Origin of the sequence: Kocuria rosea subsp. polaris (assembly GCF_001483755.1) — a bacterium.
GTDB classification, from domain to species: domain Bacteria; phylum Actinomycetota; class Actinomycetes; order Actinomycetales; family Micrococcaceae; genus Kocuria; species Kocuria cellulosilytica.
In genome coordinates, this window is record NZ_LQBK01000021.1 from 1 (window position 1) to 19,601 (window position 19,601).

General features: G+C 73.5%; 20 protein-coding genes. 9 read left to right on the forward strand and 11 right to left on the reverse strand.

Features of this window, described 5'->3' with window-relative positions; genetic code table 11:
• Positions 1–212: 212 nt before the first annotated feature.
• Positions 213–1,088: a potassium channel family protein gene (locus tag AVL61_RS10055; protein ID WP_058874202.1), complete on the forward strand. Its 876-nt coding sequence runs from the start codon at positions 213–215 to the stop codon at positions 1,086–1,088.
• Positions 1,089–1,142: 54 nt separating this feature from the next.
• Here the strand turns inward: AVL61_RS10055 and AVL61_RS10060 are convergent, their stop codons facing one another.
• The 9 genes from AVL61_RS10060 to AVL61_RS10100 form a co-directional block, all read right to left on the reverse strand.
• Positions 1,143–2,564 carry an NADH-quinone oxidoreductase subunit N gene (locus AVL61_RS10060; RefSeq protein ID WP_197412682.1) on the reverse strand — a complete coding sequence of 474 codons (1,422 nt, stop codon included), beginning with the start codon at positions 2,562–2,564 and terminating at the stop codon, positions 1,143–1,145.
• Positions 2,565–2,579: 15 nt separating this feature from the next.
• Complete coding sequence (locus tag AVL61_RS10065) at positions 2,580–4,070, reverse strand: complex I subunit 4 family protein (RefSeq protein ID WP_058874203.1); 1,491 nt, start codon at positions 4,068–4,070, stop codon at positions 2,580–2,582.
• Between the two features lie 2 nt (positions 4,071–4,072).
• The gene (locus tag AVL61_RS10070) at positions 4,073–5,983 is read right to left on the reverse strand and encodes a proton-conducting transporter transmembrane domain-containing protein (RefSeq protein ID WP_058874204.1); all 1,911 of its coding nucleotides are present in this window, start codon (positions 5,981–5,983) and stop codon (positions 4,073–4,075) included.
• The gene (locus AVL61_RS10075) at positions 5,980–6,282 is read right to left on the reverse strand and encodes an NADH-quinone oxidoreductase subunit NuoK (protein WP_058874205.1); all 303 of its coding nucleotides are present in this window, start codon (positions 6,280–6,282) and stop codon (positions 5,980–5,982) included. The genes AVL61_RS10070 and AVL61_RS10075 overlap by 4 nt, the downstream gene beginning before the upstream one ends.
• A complete protein-coding gene (locus AVL61_RS10080) occupies positions 6,279–6,842 on the reverse strand; it encodes an NADH-quinone oxidoreductase subunit J (RefSeq protein WP_058874206.1) in 564 nt (187 codons plus the stop codon). Before AVL61_RS10080 ends, AVL61_RS10075 begins: the two co-directional genes overlap by 4 nt.
• A 3-nt stretch (positions 6,843–6,845) precedes the next feature.
• Complete coding sequence (locus AVL61_RS10085) at positions 6,846–7,781, reverse strand: complex I subunit 1 family protein (protein WP_058874207.1); 936 nt, start codon at positions 7,779–7,781, stop codon at positions 6,846–6,848.
• Positions 7,774–8,979: a hypothetical protein gene (locus tag AVL61_RS18425; RefSeq protein ID WP_231738366.1), complete on the reverse strand. Its 1,206-nt coding sequence runs from the start codon at positions 8,977–8,979 to the stop codon at positions 7,774–7,776. The genes AVL61_RS10085 and AVL61_RS18425 overlap by 8 nt, the downstream gene beginning before the upstream one ends.
• Entirely contained in the window at positions 8,970–9,314 is a 345-nt protein-coding gene (locus tag AVL61_RS10095) for an NADH-quinone oxidoreductase subunit A (RefSeq protein WP_058874208.1), read from the reverse strand. Before AVL61_RS10095 ends, AVL61_RS18425 begins: the two co-directional genes overlap by 10 nt.
• Before the next feature lie 165 nt (positions 9,315–9,479).
• A complete protein-coding gene (locus AVL61_RS10100) occupies positions 9,480–9,887 on the reverse strand; it encodes a four-helix bundle copper-binding protein (RefSeq protein WP_058874209.1) in 408 nt (135 codons plus the stop codon).
• Between the two features lie 260 nt (positions 9,888–10,147).
• Here AVL61_RS10100 and AVL61_RS10105 point away from each other — a divergent pair, with 260 nt between their 5' ends.
• From AVL61_RS10105 to AVL61_RS10140, 8 genes are all read left to right on the forward strand, one after another.
• Positions 10,148–10,969, forward strand: coding sequence for a metal ABC transporter ATP-binding protein (locus AVL61_RS10105; RefSeq protein WP_058874210.1), 822 nt, complete (start codon positions 10,148–10,150; stop codon positions 10,967–10,969).
• Positions 10,966–11,889 carry a metal ABC transporter permease gene (locus AVL61_RS10110; RefSeq protein WP_082697070.1) on the forward strand — a complete coding sequence of 308 codons (924 nt, stop codon included), beginning with the start codon at positions 10,966–10,968 and terminating at the stop codon, positions 11,887–11,889. The genes AVL61_RS10105 and AVL61_RS10110 overlap by 4 nt, the downstream gene beginning before the upstream one ends.
• Positions 11,890–11,891: 2 nt before the next feature.
• Positions 11,892–12,281: a Fur family transcriptional regulator gene (locus tag AVL61_RS10115; protein ID WP_058874211.1), complete on the forward strand. Its 390-nt coding sequence runs from the start codon at positions 11,892–11,894 to the stop codon at positions 12,279–12,281.
• Positions 12,282–12,338: 57 nt separating this feature from the next.
• Positions 12,339–13,343 carry a metal ABC transporter substrate-binding protein gene (locus AVL61_RS10120; protein WP_058874212.1) on the forward strand — a complete coding sequence of 335 codons (1,005 nt, stop codon included), beginning with the start codon at positions 12,339–12,341 and terminating at the stop codon, positions 13,341–13,343.
• 181 nt (positions 13,344–13,524) lie between these two features.
• Positions 13,525–14,781, forward strand: coding sequence for an MFS transporter (locus tag AVL61_RS10125; RefSeq protein ID WP_058874213.1), 1,257 nt, complete (start codon positions 13,525–13,527; stop codon positions 14,779–14,781).
• Positions 14,765–15,130 (forward strand): ArsR/SmtB family transcription factor, encoded by a 366-nt coding sequence (locus tag AVL61_RS10130; RefSeq protein ID WP_231738367.1) that lies wholly within the window; start codon positions 14,765–14,767, stop codon positions 15,128–15,130. Before AVL61_RS10125 ends, AVL61_RS10130 begins: the two co-directional genes overlap by 17 nt.
• A 51-nt stretch (positions 15,131–15,181) precedes the next feature.
• Positions 15,182–15,898, forward strand: coding sequence for a response regulator transcription factor (locus AVL61_RS10135; RefSeq protein ID WP_058874214.1), 717 nt, complete (start codon positions 15,182–15,184; stop codon positions 15,896–15,898).
• Positions 15,895–17,031 carry a sensor histidine kinase gene (locus AVL61_RS10140; protein ID WP_231738368.1) on the forward strand — a complete coding sequence of 379 codons (1,137 nt, stop codon included), beginning with the start codon at positions 15,895–15,897 and terminating at the stop codon, positions 17,029–17,031. The genes AVL61_RS10135 and AVL61_RS10140 overlap by 4 nt, the downstream gene beginning before the upstream one ends.
• 124 nt (positions 17,032–17,155) lie before the next feature.
• On the opposite strand, the gene AVL61_RS10145 is transcribed toward AVL61_RS10140, so the two are convergent.
• Both AVL61_RS10145 and AVL61_RS10150 read right to left on the reverse strand, forming a co-directional pair.
• Positions 17,156–18,385: a heparan-alpha-glucosaminide N-acetyltransferase domain-containing protein gene (locus AVL61_RS10145; protein ID WP_231738369.1), complete on the reverse strand. Its 1,230-nt coding sequence runs from the start codon at positions 18,383–18,385 to the stop codon at positions 17,156–17,158.
• A gap of 168 nt (positions 18,386–18,553) precedes the next feature.
• Complete coding sequence (locus AVL61_RS10150) at positions 18,554–19,579, reverse strand: ABC transporter substrate-binding protein (RefSeq protein ID WP_058874216.1); 1,026 nt, start codon at positions 19,577–19,579, stop codon at positions 18,554–18,556.
• Between the last annotated feature and the right edge of the window lie 22 nt (positions 19,580–19,601).

Genomic DNA, 19,601 nt, shown 5'->3' on the forward strand with positions numbered 1-19,601 from the left:
GCCGTTCGTGCTGCTGAAGGCCCAGTCGGACCCGTTCACCCTGGGGGTCACCGCCGTGGTGGCTCTGGTCATCGTCGTGGCGCAGTGGTTCACCGTGCGGCACCGCTCCGACGATGACGCGCGGCAGGGCGAGCACGAGCAGCACTGAGGACCGGTGAGCCGCCCCGGGACCCGGGGACCGGAAGAGCAAGAACCAACGACGGAGGTCGATCATGGACGTACTGCTGACATCTCTGGGGATCGTGGTCATCGTGGCCGGGCTGATGGACATGTTCCACACCCTGCTGCACCCCAGCGGTCAAGGACGTCTGAGCCGGCTGATGCTCTCCGCGGTGTGGAAGGTCTCGAAGGCCATCGGTCACCGGGCCGGCTCCGCCGTGGGGCCGGCGGCGATGGTGGCTGTGGTGCTCCTCTGGGTGGTGCTGCAAGCAGCGGGGTGGGCGCTGATCTACTACCCGCACATCCCGGGCGGGTTCATGTACTCCTCCGGCATCGACGCGGCCGCCTACCCGGACGCGGTCGAGGCCGTCTACGTCTCCGTGGTGACGCTGTCGACGCTGGGCTACGGGGACGTGGTGGCCACCGACTCGTGGATCCGGGTCGCTTCCCCGTTCGAGGCCCTGACCGGGTTCGCGCTGCTGACTGCGGCACTGACGTGGTTCACGCAGATCTATCCTCCCCTGATGCGGCGCCGGGCGCTGGCCCTGGACCTCAAGGGCCTGGCCGACGCCGACTGTGCCGAGACGATCGGGGAGGTCGAGCCGGCCATCGCCTCCCGGGTCCTGGACTCCCTGCAGGCGGATCTCACGAAGATCTCCGTGGACTTCACCCAGCACACCGAAGGCTTCTACTTCCAGGAGAGCAACCCCGACCTGTCCCTGGCCCGCCAGCTGCCGTATGCGCTGCGGATGCGCGATGCGGCCATGGCCCGGCCCGAGCCGGCGGTGCGGCTGAGCGCCCAGCGGCTGTCCTCGGCCCTGGACCAGCTCGGGTCCGAGATCAAGGACGACTTCGTGGGCACCGGGGAGCACCCCGGTGAGGTCTTCGCCGCCTATGCGGCCGAGCACGGCCAGAACACCCGGGCCTGAGTTCGCCGTCTCGGTCTTGCGCACGGGCGGTCCGGGGCGCGGAGGTCGCCGCACCTACATGAGCAGGGGGCCGTCGAGGGCCGCCCACAGGGCGCCGGCCAGGACGCCCAGCACCAGGCTCGCGATCGCGGCGGCCCCGGCGGTGACGGCCGGCCAGGCGGCCGCCCCTCCGCGGCGGGGGAACCCCGCGGCGTCCTGGTCCGGGCGGGCGAAGACGGGAGCGAACCAGCGCAGGTAGTAGAAGAGGCTGAGCACGCTGTTGAGCACCACCACCAGGGCCAACCAGCCGTGCCCGCCGTCCCAGGCCGCGGTGGCGGTGGTGAGCTTGCCGACGAACACGGCCAGCGGCGGGGTCCCCACCAGTCCCAGCAGCGCCACGAGCAGCGCCAGCCCCAGGCCCGGGCGGGAACGGGCCAGGCCCCGGTAGGCGGCCAGCTCCCGGTGCCCGGGCAGCGCGGCGGTCACGGCGAACGCGGCGACGTTGGTGACGGCGTAGGCGGCGAGGTAGAACAGCAGCGAGGGCAGGGCCAGGTCGCTGCGCCCGGCCGCGGCCACGGGCACGAGCAGGAACCCGACCTGGGCCACCGTGGACCAGCCCAGCAGCCGGCGGGGGTCGGTCTGCCAGTAGGCCGCGAGGTTGCCCAGGAGCATCGAGGCCGTGGCGAGCAGCGCCGCGACGAGCAGCCAGGAGCCGTCCCCGGCGGAGACCGCGGCCACGAGCCGGTACACGGCCACCAGCGCCCCCACCTTGGGCACGGTGGTGAGGAACGTGGCGGCGGTGGCCCCGGTGCCCTGGGCGGCGTCGGGCACCCAGAAGTGGAAGGGCACCCCGCCGGCCTTGAAGAGCAGTCCGGCGAGCACGCCCAGCACGCCCGCGCCCACGGCCGCTGCCGGGGCGGCGGGCAGCTCCTCCTGGAGCAGGGCGTAGTCGGTGCCGCCGGCCAGGGCGTAGAGCACGGTGACCCCGAGCATGAGCAGGATCCCGGACAGCGCCCCCATGAGGTAGGTCTTCATGGCGGCCTCCGCCCCGGCGCGGCCGCCCGTGAGGCCGACGATCCCGTACAGGGGAATGCTGGCCAGCAGGAACCCCACGACCAGCACGAGCAGGTCGGTGGCCCCGGCCAGGACCATCACCCCGGTGGTGGTGAGGAGCAGCAGCGCACACGTGTCCGACTCCCGCGGGGACCCGGCGATCTCCCCGGAGGCCACGCCCAGGATCAGCAGAGTGGTCAGGGCGGCGATCACCCGGGCGGCCCCGGTGGCGGTGTCCACGGCGAAGGTGCCGCTGAAGGCGCTCTGCGCGGGACCGGCCATGGCGAGGGCGGCCAGGAGCGCGGCGCCCAGCAGGGCCAGGGCCGCCGCGGCGCGGGCGATCCACTGCCGGTCGCGGGGCAGGAAGGATCCGCCCAGCAGCACCACCAGCGCGCCGAGGAAGACGACGATCTCGGGCAGCAGCAGCTCGGGGCGCATCTGCATCGAGGCCTCCACCGGCTACCGTCCCACCAGGCTCACGAGGGCGGCCGAGGCCGGCTCGATCACCTCGAGCAGCACCCGGGGCAGCACGCCGATGAGCAGGGACAGCGCCAGCAGGGGGCCGGCGGACCACAGCTCCGGCGCCCGGAGGTCCTCGAACCCGGGGGTGTGCCCGGCCGCGGGGCCGGTGAAGACCCGCTGCAGCGCCCGCAGGAACAGCGCGGCGGTGACCAGGATGCCCAGCAGGGCCACCGCGGTGACCGGGGCGACCGCCACGCTGCCGGCGAAGATCTGGAACTCGGCGATGAACCCGGAGAACCCGGGCAGGCCCAGGGAGGCGAAGGCCCCCACCGCGAACAGCGCCGCGTAGCGCGGGGCGGGAGCGGCCAGCCCGCCGTAGGAGCCCATGTCGTAGGTGCCGGCCCGGTCCTGCATCACCCCGGCGAGCAGGAACAGGGCGGCCGTGATCAGCCCGTGGCTGACCATCTGCACCACCGCGCCGGTGACCGCCACGGAACGGGCCTGGGCGGCGTCCTCGGCGAGGAGCCCGGCCGCGCCCAGGGCCAGGACGATGTAGCCCATGTGGTTAACGGAGGTGTAGGCGATCATCCGCTTGAGGTCCGTCTGGGCCAGAGCCACGAACGCCCCGTAGAGCACCGAGACGACGCCGACGGCCACGATCACCCAGGCCCACGCCCGCCACGCCTCCGGCAGGATCGGCATGGCGATGCGCACGAACCCGTAGGTGCCCATCTTCAGCAGCACGCCCGCCAGCACGGCCGAGCCGGTGGCCGGGGCGTCGGTGTGCGCCGGGGGGAGCCAGGTGTGGAACGGCACGGTGGGGGTCTTCACGGCCAGGCCCACCAGGATCGCCGCGAGCACCAGCCCGCCGGTGAGCGGGTCGCCCGCCAGGGGCGCCGCCGCGACGAGCTCGGGGATGTCGAAGGTGTGCGGCGCCGCCGCCACGTAGAGCCCGATGAAGCCCAGCAGCAGGGCCAGGGAGCCCAGGAAGGTGTAGAGGAAGAACTTCAGCGCCGACCGGGCCGCGTTGCCGTGGCCCCATCCGGCGATCACGAAGTACATGCCCACGATGGACAGGTCGAAGAAGACGAAGAACAGGATGAGGTCGGCCGCCACGAACACCCCGAGGCTCACACCCTGCAGGAACAGGAACAGCGCCGCCTGCACGCGCGGGCGGTCCGCGTCCCGCAGGGCGTGGACGGCGCAGGCCAGGAACACCACGGCCGTCATGGCCAGCAGCGGCAGGGAGAGCCCGTCCACGCCCACGTGGTAGCTGCTGCTGACGCCGGGGATCCACGGGACCTGCTCCTCGAACGCCAGCCCGTTGGGCCCCGGGTCCTCGTAGCCGGCCCACAGCACGCCCACCAGCAGCAGCTCCACGACGCTCACCGCCACCCACGTCCATCGGGCGGCCGCGGGCCCGATCGCGGGGACCACAGCCAGGACGGCGGCGGCCAGCAGGGGCAGGAAGACGATCAGGCTCAGCATGCTCATCCCAACACGGCGTAGACGGACCAGGCCATGACGCCGACGGCGAGCACCGCGACGGCCTGGAGGAAGTACTGGTGGACGGCCCCGGTCTGCGGGGCCCGGGCCAGCTGCCCGAGCCGGCGGACCCGGCCGGCGAAGCCCTCGACGGCGCCGTCCACGACGTCGTCGTCGATGCGGGCCGCGCCCCGGCCGGCCGCGGAGGCGGCGTGCGCGGTGACGTCGACCCCCGCGTCGAGGACCCGGTCGTCGAACCGGGCCGCGGCCCGGGCCAGTCCCGGGACGGCGCCGGCTGCGGCGGTCACGGCACGGTCCAGGACGCGGTCGTCGAACCGGGCCAGCGCGTGCGCCAGGCCCAGCGCGGGGCGGACGACGACGGCGTGCGCGGCGGCCTCCAGCCCCAGCCACCGCACGGCCCAGCCCGGCTCGGGGGCGCGCAGGCGCAGCATCAGCAGCAGGACCACCAGGGCGAGAGCGGCCGAGACGAGCAGCTCGGCGGGCGCCACCGCACCGTGCCCGCCCAGGGCCCCGGCGAGCGTCCGGCTGACCGGGGGCAGGGCCAGGGCCCCCAGCACGGCCGCCCCGGCCGCGAGCACGACCAGCGGGGCCTGCTCCAGCGCGCCCACGCGCCCAGTGCCGCCGGGCTCCGCCTCGGCGCGGGCACCGCGGCGCCAGACGGTCCACAGGACCTTCCCCGCGTAGGCGGCGGACAGGGCCGCCGCCACGAGCCCCGCGGCGTAGAGCAGGCCCGAGACCTCGAGGGCCCCGGCCAGCACCGCGTCCTTGGTGGCCCACAGGGACAGCGGGGCGATCCCGGCCAGGGCCAGCGCCCCCACGGTGGCGGTCATGCCCACCACCCGCCACCGGCGGCCGGCCCCGCGCAGCGCCGTGAGCTCCTCGGTGCCCAGCGCCGTCAGCCACGCCCCGGCGGCCAGGAACAGCAGGGCCTTGGTGGAGGCGTGGGCCACCAGGTGCGCCGCGCCGCCGCTGACCGCGCCCACCCCGGCGGCCAGCACCACGAAGCCCAGCTGCGCCACCGTGGACGCCGCCAGCAGCTGCTTGAGCTCCCGCTGGGCCAGTGCCACGATCCCCATCAGCACCGCGGTGACCACCCCGGCCCACGCGGCGGCCGGGCCCGCCCACCCGGTGGAGGCCAGCAGCGGCTCCACGCGCAGCAGCAGGTAGCCGCCCATGGCCACCATGGCCGCCGAGTGCAGCAGTGCGCTCACCGGGCTGGGACCCTTCATCGCCCCGGAGAGCCAGAACGAGAACGGCAGCTGCGCCGCCTTGCCCAGCGCCGCCACCAGGATCCCGGCCGCGATCACGTGCCGCCACGGGCTCTCGGCGCCCGGCAGGGCGGACAGGGCCATTCCGGCGCCGCCGGCCAGGGCGGCGCCGGCGGCGACGTAGAGCCCCAGGTCCGCGGTGCGGGTCGTGACGAAGGCCGTGAGCCCGGCCGAGACGCGATCGGCGTCCCGCCACCAGAACCCGATCAGGGCGTAGGAGGTCGCGCCCATCAGCTCCCACGCGAACAGCAGCGCCGGCAGGCTCGCGGCCGTGACCGTGGCCAGGGCGGCGGCGGCGAAGACCAGCATCAGCCCGTGGAAGCGCGGCCGTGCCGCCCGGATGCTGCCGGCCGCGAAGACCAGGACCAGCAGCGTCACCCCCGCGACCATCGGGAGGGTCAGCGCCGCGAGGGCGTCGACCTCCAGCGCGAACTCGGCGCCGGCCACGAACGGGACGGACAGGGCTGGCCGGGCCAGGGCGGCGACGGCGGCGAGCACCGTGGTCACCGCGGCGGTGAGCACCGCGACCGGGGCCGCGGCCCGCTCCGCCCGGGTGAGGGCGAGCACTGCCCCCACGGTGGCCGGGAGCAGCAGCACGGCCGGCAGCACGGCCTGGGCCGCGGTCATCGGGCGAGCTCCTCGGCCATGTCGGTCATGTCGGTCTGCCGCCGGCGGTGCAGCAGCGTGGCCACGGCGAAGCCCATGGCCATCTCCACGGTCATGGCCGCCAGGACCACCAGCAGCAGCACCTGCCCGGAGGGGTCCGGGGCGAGGAACCACCAGAACCCCGCCGCGGCCAGGAGCACCCCGTTGATCATCAGCTCCAGGCCCATCATCACCATCACCACCACCTGTTGGGACAGGGCGCCGTAGAGCCCCACCGCGAACAGCGCGGCGGCCACGACCAGCACGGCTTCCAGGGTCATCGGCCCACACCGCCCGGCTGGGGGTCGTCCGCCGGGCGGCGGCGCAGGTCGTCACCGAACCGGTCGTAGCGGGTGCGGTGGGCGGCCAGGACCACCCCGGCCACGATGGTCGCCACCATCACCGGCCCCACCACGGCCATCACCAGCATCTTCTCGCCCATGATCTCCAGGCCCAGTGCGTGCGTGAGGTCCTCGGGCGGGGCGCCGCGCCGCTGCGGCCACGGGATCAGCAGGGCACCGGCGGCCAGCAGCACGAAGACCCCGGCCGAGGCGCCGATCGCGGTCTTCTTCCCGTGGGTCATGTCCATGGGCATCAGTGCGGGGTTCATGCCCATGAACATCACCATGTAGACGGCCATCACCGCCATCTCCATCACCATCATGAGGATCGTGATGATCCCGAGGTAGCTCTGGCCCAGTAGCAGGATCTGCACGCCCACGGCGATGAAGGACAGTGCCAGGGCGTAGGTGGCCCGGGCCATGGAGTCCACCACGAACACGAGCGCCCCCGCGGCCACGGCCACCACGGCGAGCACCCAGAACACGATTCCGACCAGCACGGCTCAGCCCTTCCAGACGACGACGAGGGACACGACCAGGTCCTGGAGCACGGCGGCCGGGAGCAGGACCATCCACCCGATCTCCATGAACCGGTCCGGGCGCAGCAGCGGGAGCTTCCGCCGCAGCCACACGAGCACCGCCAGCACCAGGGTGGTCTTCACCAGGACCCACGCCCAGCCGGGCAGGACCGGCCCGGCGCCACCGCCGAGGAAGAGCGGCACCGAGAAGGCGGCGCCGGCGGTCAGGAACAGGTAGCGCCCGGCCTGCAGCACGAGGCGGTCGACCCCCGAGAGCTCGGCCAGCACGCCGCCGCCGATGTCGGCGGCCAGTGCCGGGGCGAAGGGCCCCCACACGGAGAAGCCCGTCACGCCGATGAGGAAGACGAGGAAGGCGACCGGCATCCAGACCACGAACCACAGTCCGTCCTGCGCGGCCGCGACGTCCCCCACGGCCAGGCTGCCGGCGGCGATCGCCGGGGCCACCAACGCGAACATCAGGGGCAGCTCGTAGGCCAGCCCGTGCGCCAGGAAACGGTAGCCGCCCACCAGGCCGTGGGCGGAGTTCGCGCCCCAGCCGGCCAGCCAGACCAGCGCCCAGACCATGACGTCCACGGTGTTGAACCACACGACGCCGACGTCCAGGTCCGCCAGCGTCCACCGGTCCAGCGGGAGCACCGCGATCATCAGGAACGCCCCGACCAGCATGCCCGCCCCGCCGACCCGCCACAGCAAGGTGTCCGCGGCCACGGTGGTCCGGCGCCGCTGCCGCAGCAGCCGCGCCGCGCGGCTCACCGGCGCGCCCCACCCGCCGCCGGTGCCCTGGGCGCGGGCCGAGAGCGCCGCGTCCAGGGCCACGGCGAAGAAGGCCAGGCCGCACAGGAGGATCCCCGCCAGCACGGCCCATCCGCCGGGGACGGTCGTCACCACGCTCTCAGCCATGCCCCACCGCCTGGACGGCAGGATGCGGCTCGAGGTCCAGGCTCGCCACGGCCAGCCGGACGGAGGCCAGCTCCAGCCCGGTCACCAGGTCCGGCAGCACCGCCCACGGCACCGCGCCGTCGTCCTCCCGGGCCGGTTGCGCCACTGCGGCCGGCTCCGCGCCACCGGCCTCGGCCCGGATCCGTTCCACCCGGGACAGCAGCCGGTCGTGGGCGTCCCCGAGGCAGTGCCGCGGCAGCTCGTGGCGCTCCAGAGCGGGCGGGCCGAGCGGGAGCACGCTCCGCAGCGACCAGTGGAGCAGCCGCGATCTCCGCACCGTCCGGTGCAGCCGCTCGACGGCGTCCCGGGCGGCGCCCCGATCGCCGTGCAGGAGGGCGTCCCGGGTGCGCCGGGCGCAGGCCGCCGCGTCCTCGGCCCCGGCCAGGGCCAGCAGCGCCATGACCTGGTCGCACCCCACCACCGCAGCAGGTGCGGGACCGGGGTGCGGCCCGGCCGCTGCGGCGCCGTCGTCCTGGGTGTTGTTCCGGCCGTCGACCACGGAGGCCTCGGCCTCCACCACGACATCCCCCTGCAGGGTGCAGCGCAGCACGAGCCCGGCCGGCCAGAACGGCAGCACGGGACCGAGCGGCAGACGGAGCACGTCCATCTCCAGCCCGTCACGGTCCTCTCCGCCCTCGGCCAGGGGGATTCCCCCCGGGGCCATGTCCATCTCGCCGTGGTCCATGCCGTCATGACCGCCGTGGTCCATCTCGCCGTGGTCCATCTCGCCGTGGTCCATCTCGCCGTGGTCCATCTCGCCGTGGTCCATGCCCCCGTGGCCCCCATGATCCACGTCGTCGGGGATCTCGGGCTCCTGCGGCCGCTCGCGGGCGTCCGCCCGGTGGTGCGGGGTGTCGAGCAGCAGCGCTGCGGCGTCGTCGAGGGCTGGTCCCACCCCTCCCGGCGAGGTGATGTCGGCGCGGACCCGAGGACCGGGCATCTGCTCCCAGAGCCGGTCCGCGAGCTCCGAGAGCTCGGGACCGGGCGTGCCACACACCGCGAGAACGTCCGCGTCCGCTGGTGCCCAGGCCAGCCGCCACCCGCGGCGGAGCATCTGCTGCTCCAGCTCCATGCGCGCGTCCCAGTGCCCCGGGACCTCGACGACGAGGACCTGCGCGGCCCGGACCGCGAAGCGGGCGAGGAGTTCGTTCAGGCCCATCGGAAGGCTCCTTCCCGCCAGGCCCAGGCCACGGCGACGAGCAGGGCTCCGAGGAACAGGAACATCTCCACCACCGCGGAGATCCCCTTCTCGATCACCACCACCGCCCACGGATACATGAAGAGCATCTCGACGTCGAAGGCCAGGAACACGATCGAGGCGAGGTACCAGCGGGCGTGGAACCGGGACAGCGCGTGCTCCTGGGGCATCCACCCGGACTGAGCGGGCAGCGCCGTCAGCGGGGCGGCCGCGACAGTGGCAGCGCGGTGAAGTGCGTAGAGAAGGACGACGAGGGACAGTGCCACCAGGGCCATCGCCACGATCCCGGAATACATGAGGGTCTCCTCCGTCCGCCGTCACCTCGCAGTCTGTCACCGGGCGGCGGGGAGATCACCCTGTCGGGCGGCGACCTCCCACCGGTCGAGGCGTGTCGGCCCGGTGGTCACCGCGACGGCCGGAGCGGCAGCCGCTCCGGCCGTCGGTCAGGTGCTCGACCGTGCTCAGCCCAGTGCGGCGAGAAGGTCGGCACAGGCCTGCTCGCAACGGCGGCAGGCCTCGGCGCAGACCTTGCAGTGCTCGTGCATGCTCGCGTGCTGCTCGCACTCGTCGCCGCAGGCCTTGCACGCGGCGCGGCACGCCTCCAGCGCCGCCCGGGTGACCTCCACGTTGTTGCCGGTCTGACGCGAGAGCACGTTGCCGGTGGAGGCGCAGACGTCGGCGCAGTCGAGGTTCTTGCGGATGCAGGTGGTCAGCTCCGCGACCTTGTCCTCGGCCAGGCAGGCGTCGGCGCAGGCGGTGCAGGTCTGGGCACACTCGAAGCAGGCGGCGATGCACCCGGCCAGCTTCTGCCGGTCGATGTTCCCCAGCTCCTTCGGGTAGGTCTCCAGCATCGAGGTCACATGCGTCATGGTCTCGCTCCTTCGTCCGTTCTGCCGTGGCGCGGACCGGCCGGAACCGGTCCACCGTGCAATCGACAGTAGACTGCTGATTCGGTGGATTGAAGTCCCCGTCGTTGAAGATTCTGTGAAGATCCCGCGTCACGGGCCGGAGCGGGGTGACGGGGCCGTGCCCCCGCCTCCATCGGCGACAGGCTGTTCGCCCTGCCGAGCCCGACCTCGCTCCGCACGCCGAATTGACCACCGTTCTCATTGGATTGAGAATGGGTCTCATGAAAATTTCCTCCGCCCCGCCGGTCGCCGCCCCGGAGGACCGCGCGGCGATCCGCACCGAGGACCTCACGGTGGTCCTCGGCGCCGCTCCCGTGCTGCGCGGGGTGGACCTGACCGTGGCCGACGGCGAGGCCGTGGCCCTGATGGGCGGCAACGGATCCGGGAAGTCGACCCTGCTCAAGGCTCTGCTCGGCATCGTGCCCGTCGCCTCCGGCGAGGCCCGGCTGTTCGGCGCCGACGTCACCGGCGCGCGCCGGCACGTGCCGTGGTCGCGCGTCGGGTACGTCCCCCAGCGCGTCGGCGTCGGCGCCGGGGTGCCGGCCACCGCGCTCGAGGTCGTCGCCTCGGGGCTGACGGGGCACCGCCGGCTGCGCCCGGGCGCCGGCGCCCGGCGCGTGTGCCTCGACGCCCTTGAGCAGGTCGGGCTGGCCGACCGGGCCCGCGAGAGCGTGGCCATCTTCTCCGGCGGTCAGCAGCAGCGGGTGCTGATCGCCCGGGCCCTGGTGCGGCAGCCCCGGCTGCTGCTGCTGGACGAGCCCCTCTCCGGGGTGGACCAGGTCTCCAAGGAGGCCATCGCCCGCATCCTGGCGCAGCTCCAGGCCGGTGGCACCACGCTGCTGGTCGTGCTGCACGAGCTGGGCGAACTGGCCCCCCTGCTGGACCGCGCCGTGGTGCTGCGCCACGGGCGCATCGTGCACGATGGCAGCCCCCCGCTGCCGGCTCCGGGCCACGACGCCCCCGACCACGAGCACCTGCACCCCCACGGGGATGCGCCCGCCGCCGTCCCGGCAGCTCCCGACCTCCACGGAAAGCCGCAGTGACCATGATCGACACCCTCACCGCCATGCTGGCCAGTCCACTGATGCAGCGCGGTCTGCTGATCGCCGCCCTGGTGGGGATCTCCGCGCCGGTGATCGGCACCTACCTCGTGCAGCGGCGCCTGGCCCTGCTCGGTGACGGCATCGGCCACGTGGCCCTGACCGGCGTGGCCATGGGCTGGCTGGCCGGCTCCGCGGCCGGGCTGACCTCGCGCGACGCGCTGGCCGTTCCCGGGGCGGTCGTCGCGGCCGTCGTCGGCGCGGTGCTCATCGAGGTGATGCGCACCAAGGGGCGCACCAGCGGGGACGTGGCCCTGGCCCTGCTGTTCTACGGCGGCATCGCCGGCGGCGTCCTGCTGATCGGGATCGCCGGCGGCACCTCGGCCAATCTCACCGGGTACCTCTTCGGGTCCATCGCCACCGTCACGCCCCTGGACGTGTGGCTCACCGCCGGGCTGGCGGCGGTGGTCCTCGGTGTGGGGCTCGGCCTGCGCCCGGCCCTGTTCTCCCTGTGCCACGACGAGGAGTTCGCCCTCGCCACCGGGCTGCCGGTGCGGTTCCTGAACATCCTGGTGGCCGTCATGGCCGCTCTGACCGTCTCCGTGTCGATGCGCGTGGTCGGCGTCCTCCTGGTCTCGGCCGTGATGATCGTCCCGGTGGCCGTCGCCCAGCTGGTCACCCGGTCCTTCGCCGGCACCATGGGGGTGGCCATGGCCGTGGGGGTCGGGGTCTGCGTGACCGGCCTGTCCGTCACCTACTTCTACCCGTTGTCCCCCGGGGCGACGATCGTGGTGCTGGCCATCGCCTGCTACGTGCTCACCCTGCTCGTCCGCCCCCTCGTGGGCGGCACCCGGCGCCACGGTGCCCACGGCGCGGACCGTTTGCACGACGCCGAGGACGACCTGCAACTTCGAGGAGCATGACCATGTCCCGGACCACCCGGCAGCGCTCCGCCCTGGCCGAGCTGCTCGCGCGGACCCCGGAGTTCCGCTCCGCCCAGCAGATCCACGCGATGCTGGGGGAGGAGGGGGAGCCCGTCTCCCTCGCCACCGTCTACCGCAACCTCAACGCCCTCGCCGAGAACGGGGAGGTGGACGTGCTCGCCACCGAGGGCGGCGAGAGCAGGTACCGCCGGTGCGTGCGCACCGAGCACCACCACCACCTGGTGTGCCGCCGCTGCGGGCACACCGTGGAGGTCGCCGAGACGTCGGTCGAGCGGTGGGCCGCCCGGACCGCCCGACGGCACGGGTTCTCGGAGGTCTCCCACGAGATCGAGCTCCACGGCATCTGCGACACCTGCCGACGCGGCTCCTGAGCCGGCCGGCCCGGAGCGTTTTGACAACGATTCTCGATTTGTCTGAGAATTGTTCTCATGAACCTCTCGCGCGGCCTCGCCGTCCCGTTGTCCCTGATCGCCGCTCTCGCGCTGTCCTCCTGCGCCACCGGCTCGGCTGATCCCGCTGCCACGGCCGGGGGCTCGGGCGGGACGCTGGACGTGCAGGCCTCCTTCTACCCGCTGCAGTACGTCACCGAGCGCGTCGGCGGGGACCACGTGCAGGTGGAGTCGCTGACCCCCGCCGGGGCCGAGCCGCACGACCTGGAGCTGTCCCCGGCCGCCGTCGACGGACTGCGCACCGCGGACGCGGTGGTGTTCCTCTCCGGGTTCCAGCCGGCGGTCGACGACGCCGTGGCCCAGGCCGCCCCCGAGCACGTCCTCGACGCGGTGCATGCCGGCGTGGAGGGCGAGGAGGCGCACTCGGCCGAGGAGCACGAGGGGGCCGGGTCGTCCCACGGCGGAGAGGCCCACGGCGACGACGCCCCTGCCGAGGAGGGCGCCGGCGACGACTGGCACGGCCACGCGGGAGAGGACCCGCACTTCTGGCTGGACCCCGAGCGGCTGGCCGCGGTGGCCACGGAGGTCGCCCACGAGCTGGCCGCGGTCGACCCGGACAACGCGGCGGCCTACGAGTCCAACGCCGAGCAGCTGACCACGGAGCTGGACGCCCTGGACCAGGAGTTCACCGAGGGCCTGGCCACCTGCGAGCGGGACACCATCGTGGTCTCCCACGACGCCTACGGCTACCTGGCCGACAAGTACGACCTCGAGCAGGTGTCCGTGGCCGGGTTCGAGCCCGACACCGAGCCCTCCCCGGCCCGCCTGGCCGAGATCGGCGAGGTCGTCGAGGCCGAGGGCGTCACCACGGTGTTCTCGGAGTCCACGGTCAACCCGAAGGTCGCCGAGACCCTCGCGGCCGAGCACGGGATCGAGACGGCGGTGCTGGACCCGGTGGAGGGCCAGGTCGACGGAGACGCCGACTACCAGCAGGTCATGCGCACCAATCTCGAGGCCCTGCGCACCGCGCTGGACTGCGCCTAGACCCCCGGCCCCGTCGGGGTGACGACGGCGGCACCGGCGGCGTGCCGGCCACGGATGCCGAGGCGGTCGCCTCCGGACTGCTGCACCGCCGTCGTCGTCTGCAGGGCCGGGGCCTCCCGGGCGTTCCGCACTGCTAGAGTACAGGTGCACGGTGGCGTACATGTGCACATGAGGAGGCGGCATGCTGGGCGTTCTGGGACACCAGGTCTACCGGCGGCTGTTCACCGCCCAGGTGGTGGCCCTGCTCGGCACCGGGCTGCTGACCGTGGCGCTGGGCCTGCTGGCCTTCGACCTGGCCGGAGCCCGCGCCGGGGCGGTGCTGGGCACGGCACTGGCGATCAAGATGATCGCCTACGTGGCGGTGGCCCCCGTGGTCAACGCCGTGGTGGCCCGTCTGCCCGTGAAACCGGTGCTGGTCGGCGCCGACGTCGTGCGGGCGGCGATGGCCCTGTGCCTGCCGCTGATCACCGAGGTGTGGCAGATCTACCTGGTGGTGTTCGTGCTGCAGGCGGCCTCGGCCACCTTCACCCCGGCGTTCCAGTCGGTGATCCCGGCGGTCCTGCCGCGAGAGCGCGACTACACGAGCGCGCTGTCCCTCTCGCGGCTCGCCCACGACCTGGAGGCCCTGGTCAGCCCGGCGCTGGCCGCCGTGGCACTGAGCGTGCTCGGCTACCACGACCTGTTCCTGGGCACCGCGGCCGGGTTCGCCGCCTCCGCCGCGCTGGTGCTCTCCGCGGCGCTGCCGGCACGAGCCGCGGGCCCCGGGGACCAGGGCTCCCTGTGGCGCCGGACCACCCTGGGAACCCGGATCTTCTGGGGCACGCCCCGGCTGCGCTCCCTGCTGGCCCTGGACCTCGCGGTGGCCGCCCCGACCGCCCTGGTGCTGGTGAACACGGTGGTCTACGTCCGCGAGGCACTGGGCCGTCCCGGAACGGACCTGGCGCTCGCCCTGGCGGCCTTCGGCGTCGGTTCCATGGTGGTGGCGCTCTGCGCTCCCGCGGCGCTCGATCGCTTCGGCAACCGAGCGGTGATGCTCACCGGTGCCGGCGCCGTCCCTCCGGTGATGCTGGTGACCACGCTGCTGTCCTTCCGGGCCGGCGAGGACACCGGGTGGTGGGTCCTGCTCGGCCTGTGGCTGCTGCTGGGGGCGGCCACCTCGGCGGTGCTCACCCCCTCGGCGCGGCTGCTGCGGGACGCCTCGGACGAGGCCACCCGCCCCTACGTGTTCACCGCCCAGTTCTCGCTCTCCCACGCCTGCTTCATCCTCACCTACCCGGTGGCCGGGTGGGTCGGCGCGTCCGCGGGACTCGGCTGGTCGGCGGCCGTGCTGACCCTGATCGCCGCGCTCGGGGCCGGGGCGGCGATCGCCTCCTGGCCGCGGTGCCCACCGCGCACCAGCGTGGTGGGGGAGGATGGGGCCCGTGAACACCACGTCTGAGAGCACCACGGGTGCCGCCTCCCTGCGGCACGAGGTGGCCCCGGCCCCGGAGCACCTGGCGGCGGCCACCGCGACGCTGCGGATGCTGGCCGAGCCGACCCGTCTGCACCTGCTGTGGTTGCTCACCCACGGCGCTCGCAGCGTCACCGAACTGACCCGGGCCACGGGGGCGCCCCGCACCGCGGTGAGTCAGCACCTGGCCAAGCTGCGGCTGTCCGGGATGGTCGAGACGCACCGCTCCGGCCGGCACGTGATCTACTCCGTGCCCGACGGCCACCTGGTCCGTCTGATCCGCGAGATCGTCAACCACACCGACCACCGGATCACCGGCGAACCGGTCCACGACTGACGCTGTGCCCGGCCGCCCGGCCCGGAGCGGCATCCCGACGAAGGAGTCACCATGTCCGCACTTCCGACCGGTCGCGTGCTGGTGGTCGACGACGAGGTCGACCTGGCGCAGCTGATCGCGGGCTACCTCCGCAAGGCGGGACTGGAGGTTGCGGTGCGCCACGACGGATCCGAGGCCGTGGCCGCGGTGCGGGAGTTCCGCCCCGACGTGCTGGTCCTGGACCTCGGGCTGCCCGGGGTCGACGGGATCGAGGTGTGCCGCCAGGTGCGGACCTTCTCGGACTGCCACGTGCTGATGCTCACCGCCCGGGACGACGAGGTCGACAAGATCGTGGGGCTGTCCGTGGGCGCCGACGACTACGTGACCAAGCCCTTCAGCCCGCGCGAGCTCGTGGCCCGGGTGCAGGCCATGCTGCGCCGGGCCCGCACGCAGCCTGCTCCCGGGCCACCCCCCACGCCGGGGCAGGAGCTGGTGATCGGTGACCTGGTGGTGGACGAGGACTCCCGCGAGGTCCGCCTGGCCGGGGAGCCGGTGGCGCTGACGAGGATCGAGTTCGATCTGCTGGCGGCGCTGGCCGCCCGCCCGCAGCTGGTGCTCTCGCGCCGGCAGCTGGTGGAGCTGGTCTGGGACACCGCCTGGACCGGGGATCCTCACCTGGTGGACGTGCACATCGGGCGGATCCGCAAGAAGCTCGGCGACGAGGCCGCCAGCCCGAGGTTCATCCACACCGTGCGCGGCATCGGCTACCGGATGGGCGCCGGGCGATGAGCACCACCGCCACCGGCCGCGCCCGGGCCTGGGGGCCGCTGACCGTGCGGCTGATGCTGGCCCAGACCGCGGTGCTGCTGGTGGGGCTGGTGATCGTGGTGGTCGCCGCGGTGCTGATCGGGCCGACCATGTTCTACCACGAGCTCATCGAGGCCGGTCACGCCGACGAGGCCACCGGGCTGGTGCACCTGGACGACGCCTTCCGCTCGGTGAGCCTCACCGCGCTGGCCATCGGCGGGCTGCCGGCGCTCTACATCGCCGGGCTGCTCACCTATTACCTCTACCGCACCATCAGACGGTCCCTGGACTCCTTCAGCACCGCCGCCCAGGAAGTGGCCTCGGGCAACTACGAGGTGCGCGTGGCCTCGGCGAAACTGGGACCGGAGTTCGACTCCCTGGCCTCCTCCTTCAACGAGATGGCCGCCAGGCTCGCCTCCGTGGACACCACCCGCCGCCAGATGCTGGCCGACCTCGCGCACGAGATGCGCACCCCGCTGGCCAGCCTCAAGGGACACCTGGAGGGCGTCGAGGACGGGGTGGTGGAACTCGACGAGCACACCATCGGGATCCTGCACGCCCAGATCACCCGGCTGGAGCGACTGGCCCGCGACATCCGCCAGCTCACGGCCGCCGAGGAGGGCACGACCCGGCTCCAGCTCACGCCCCAGGACCCGCAGCACCTGGCGGACCAGGCGGTCGCGGCCATCGAGCCCGATGCCGTCGGCAAGGGCGTGTCGATCACCTCGGTGAGCACCGGCCCGGAGGTGACCCCGGTGCCGCTGGACCCGGAGCGGATGGGCCAGGTGCTGAGCAACCTGCTGGAGAACGCCCTGCGGCACACCCCGCCGGGGGGCACCATCGTGCTGCGCACCGACCACTCCCCGGAGGCGGTCACCTACACCGTCACCGACTCCGGGGAGGGCATCAGCGCCGCGAACCTCCCGCACGTCTTCGAGCGCTTCTACCGCGCGAACACCGGCCGGGAGGCCCACCGCAGCGGCTCGGGGCTGGGACTGGCGATCAGCAAGGCACTGGTCGAGGCCCAGGGCGGGACCCTGGAGGCCACCAGCGACGGTCCCGGGCACGGGGCCAGCTTCCGGATCCGGCTGCCCCGGAACCGGCCCACCGGCTGAGCCTCCTCCCGGGGCGCCGAGGCCCCGGGACCCGAGCACGACGACGCCTGGGCACGACGACGGGCCGTGCCCCACCACTCGTCGACCAGCGGCGGCGGGCACGGCCCGTGCGGTGCAGCGGCTCCTACCGGCGCGAGGTCCCGGAGGTCCCGCCGAGCACGAGCCGGCGGGTGCCTTTCACGGACAGGCCGATCACCCGCTCCAGGGGGCCCTGGCCGAGAGCCCGGTGCCAGGCCACCGCGAACAGCGCCGCGACCGCCAGGTGGATGACGTACCAGAGGTAGGGCTGGTCGTAGTGGGCCTCGAAGGACAGGGCCACCAGGTGGGCGGTGTAGAGGGTCAGGGTCATGACCCCCATCGCCGCCAGCGGCAGCAGCCAGGCCTCGGTCTTGCGGGCGATCAGCAGGAAGGCGCCCAGCACGGCCAGGCTCACGCCCAGGCTGGCCGCGATCGCCAGCGGGGTGTTGGTGTGCGGGGTGGCGATCGCCAGCCACCACACCGTGGAGGTGGGCAGGGAGTCCGGGCCCCAGATCAGGACCTCGGCCAGTTCCTCCTCGCCCATCGCCGAGGCGTCCAGCAGCCGCTGGTAGCCGCCGAAGGCGTAGAGCAGGAAGTAGGAGGTGGCCTGGGCGAAGATTGCCACCCCGATGCCGGTGACCAGCAGCCGGATCTGGACCTCCTGCTTGCGCAGGTTCAGCCGCCCGAGCCCCATGCCGACCAGCAGATAGGTCAGGTACGGCAGGGCCGGGTAGGACCCGGTGAGCAGCAGCTGGGAGGCCGTGGCGCCCGGCTCGGTGACGAGGGTGGTCAGGGTGGGGTTGTAGGAGCTCCAGGCGGGCAGCTGGTCGAGCAGGCCCTGCATCAGCAGCGGGGACACGAGCCCGAAGACCGCCGCGGAGCCGAAGAGCGCCTTCGGGCCCGCGTGCAGGAACGGGATCGCCAGCAGGAAGAACACCCCGTAGTAGATCAGGATGTTGTAGGCGGGCGGGTCCTCGGGCATCAGGGTGCCGATCCACAGTCCCACGGCCGCGATCAGCACGGCACGCACGGCCAGGCCGATCCGGTCGGCGGTCATCGCCTTCCCCGTGTGCGGGTGGCGTCCCCCGGAGGTCAGGGCCAGCCCGACCCCGGCCAGCAGGGCGAACAGGGCCGCGGAGTCCCCGGAGAACACCCGCCAGGTGAAGCTGGCCTCCCCGGTCTCCTCGTTCCAGGACGGCAGGATGTGGATGGCCATCAGCCCGACCAGCGCCAGGCCCCGGGCCGCGTCGATGCCCACCAGCCGGCGGGTGGGCCGGATCAGGGCCTCTCCCGGTCCCGCTGGATCGGTCTTCTCCGCTCGTGGCATCGCGCTCATGACTCCCCCCTGATCGAGCCGGCCCTCTTCGGGGCCGATCTGTCTTCAGGGTGTCGTCCGCGTTTGGCGGTGACCTCGCGGAATCCTCAAGATTCCATGAAGCTTCTCCGGGCGGCGAGGGTCGGCGCACCCCGGCCGTCGTCCGGTCGCGACCGAGCGGTGGCCGGGTCAGGGCAGCTGCGGGTCCACGCCGTAGTGCTCGGCCAGCTGCGTGATCACGGCGTGGGCGCCCTGGATGCTCACGGAGGCCACGAAGGTCTCGTCGTCGACCGGCAGGACCTCGCCCTCGAGCCGCTCCCAGAGCGGGTTGGTCGTGAAGCGCTCCTCCTGCTCCCGGGAGGCCTCGCCCTCGGCGCCGTCCGGCGCCCAGGTGCTCACCATGACCAGGTCCGCGTCCGCCTCGAGGATCTGCTCCTGGGACAGGGGCACGAAGATGCTCTCGGTCGTGTCGGGCGCCCCGTCCGGGCGGGGGATGCCCATGTCGGCCATGATCTCGCCGATGAAGGAGTCCGAGGAGTACAGGCGTGCGGTGTCCTCGCCCGCGAAGCGCAGCAGCGAGTACGTGGCGTCGGGGTCCTGCGCCAGGATCGCCTCGCCCACCGCGGCGGCGCGCGCCTCGTAGTCGGCGACCTCCTGCTCGGCCTGCTCCTGCTTGCCCAGGGCCTCTCCGAGGAGGACCACGTTCTCCTTCCACGTCGGCCCGGTGGACTCGGAGAAGACCGTGGGGGCGATCTTCTCCAGCTGCGGGTACAGGGCCTCCTGGCGGACCTTGGCCGAGACGATGAGGTCCGGGCCGAGCCCCGCGATCTGCTCCAGGTCCGGCTCGGCGATCGTGCCGACGTTCACGGCGCCGGCCGTCTCCGCCGAGACGTCCCCCAGGTAGTCGGCGAACGGGTCCTCCGGGTCCTGCCGGTACTCGGCGTAGCCGACCAGCTCCGCGTCGAGCAGCAGCGCCGCGTCGACGTAGCTGGGATCCAGCGCGACCACGCGCCGGGGCTCCTCCTCGATGACGGTCTCGCCCATCGCGTGGGTCATCGTCAGGGGATATCCGGCGGCCGTGTCGCCGGTCCCGGCCGAGGCCGGCGCCGGGGACCCGGTCGCAGGGCCGGCGGCAGGCTCGGTGCCGCCGCACGCCGTGAGGGCGAGCAGGGACAGGCCGAGAACGGCGGCGGGGAGGGTCTTTCCAGGGGTCATGGGGAGGGCCTTCGGTCGGGCG

Coding starts and splice junctions, on each gene's coding strand:
- AVL61_RS10095 (WP_058874208.1), bottom strand. CDS start 9,314: ATGTATTCCGGGATCGTGGCGATGGCCCTGGTGGCACTGTCCCTCGTC.
- AVL61_RS10075 (WP_058874205.1), bottom strand. CDS start 6,282: ATGACCCTGGAAGCCGTGCTGGTCGTGGCCGCCGCGCTGTTCGCGGTG.
- AVL61_RS10060 (WP_197412682.1), bottom strand. CDS start 2,564: ATGCAGATGCGCCCCGAGCTGCTGCTGCCCGAGATCGTCGTCTTCCTC.
- AVL61_RS10070 (WP_058874204.1), bottom strand. CDS start 5,983: ATGACCGCGGCCCAGGCCGTGCTGCCGGCCGTGCTGCTGCTCCCGGCC.
- AVL61_RS10065 (WP_058874203.1), bottom strand. CDS start 4,070: ATGCTGAGCCTGATCGTCTTCCTGCCCCTGCTGGCCGCCGCCGTCCTG.
- AVL61_RS10150 (WP_058874216.1), bottom strand. CDS start 19,579: ATGACCCCTGGAAAGACCCTCCCCGCCGCCGTTCTCGGCCTGTCCCTG.
- AVL61_RS10055 (WP_058874202.1), top strand. CDS start 213: ATGGACGTACTGCTGACATCTCTGGGGATCGTGGTCATCGTGGCCGGG.
- AVL61_RS10085 (WP_058874207.1), bottom strand. CDS start 7,781: ATGGCTGAGAGCGTGGTGACGACCGTCCCCGGCGGATGGGCCGTGCTG.
- AVL61_RS10135 (WP_058874214.1), top strand. CDS start 15,182: ATGTCCGCACTTCCGACCGGTCGCGTGCTGGTGGTCGACGACGAGGTC.
- AVL61_RS10145 (WP_231738369.1), bottom strand. CDS start 18,385: ATGAGCGCGATGCCACGAGCGGAGAAGACCGATCCAGCGGGACCGGGA.
- AVL61_RS10105 (WP_058874210.1), top strand. CDS start 10,148: ATGAAAATTTCCTCCGCCCCGCCGGTCGCCGCCCCGGAGGACCGCGCG.
- AVL61_RS10100 (WP_058874209.1), bottom strand. CDS start 9,887: ATGACGCATGTGACCTCGATGCTGGAGACCTACCCGAAGGAGCTGGGG.
- AVL61_RS10120 (WP_058874212.1), top strand. CDS start 12,339: ATGAACCTCTCGCGCGGCCTCGCCGTCCCGTTGTCCCTGATCGCCGCT.
- AVL61_RS10115 (WP_058874211.1), top strand. CDS start 11,892: ATGTCCCGGACCACCCGGCAGCGCTCCGCCCTGGCCGAGCTGCTCGCG.
- AVL61_RS18425 (WP_231738366.1), bottom strand. CDS start 8,979: ATGGGCCTGAACGAACTCCTCGCCCGCTTCGCGGTCCGGGCCGCGCAG.
- AVL61_RS10125 (WP_058874213.1), top strand. CDS start 13,525: ATGCTGGGCGTTCTGGGACACCAGGTCTACCGGCGGCTGTTCACCGCC.
- AVL61_RS10140 (WP_231738368.1), top strand. CDS start 15,895: ATGAGCACCACCGCCACCGGCCGCGCCCGGGCCTGGGGGCCGCTGACC.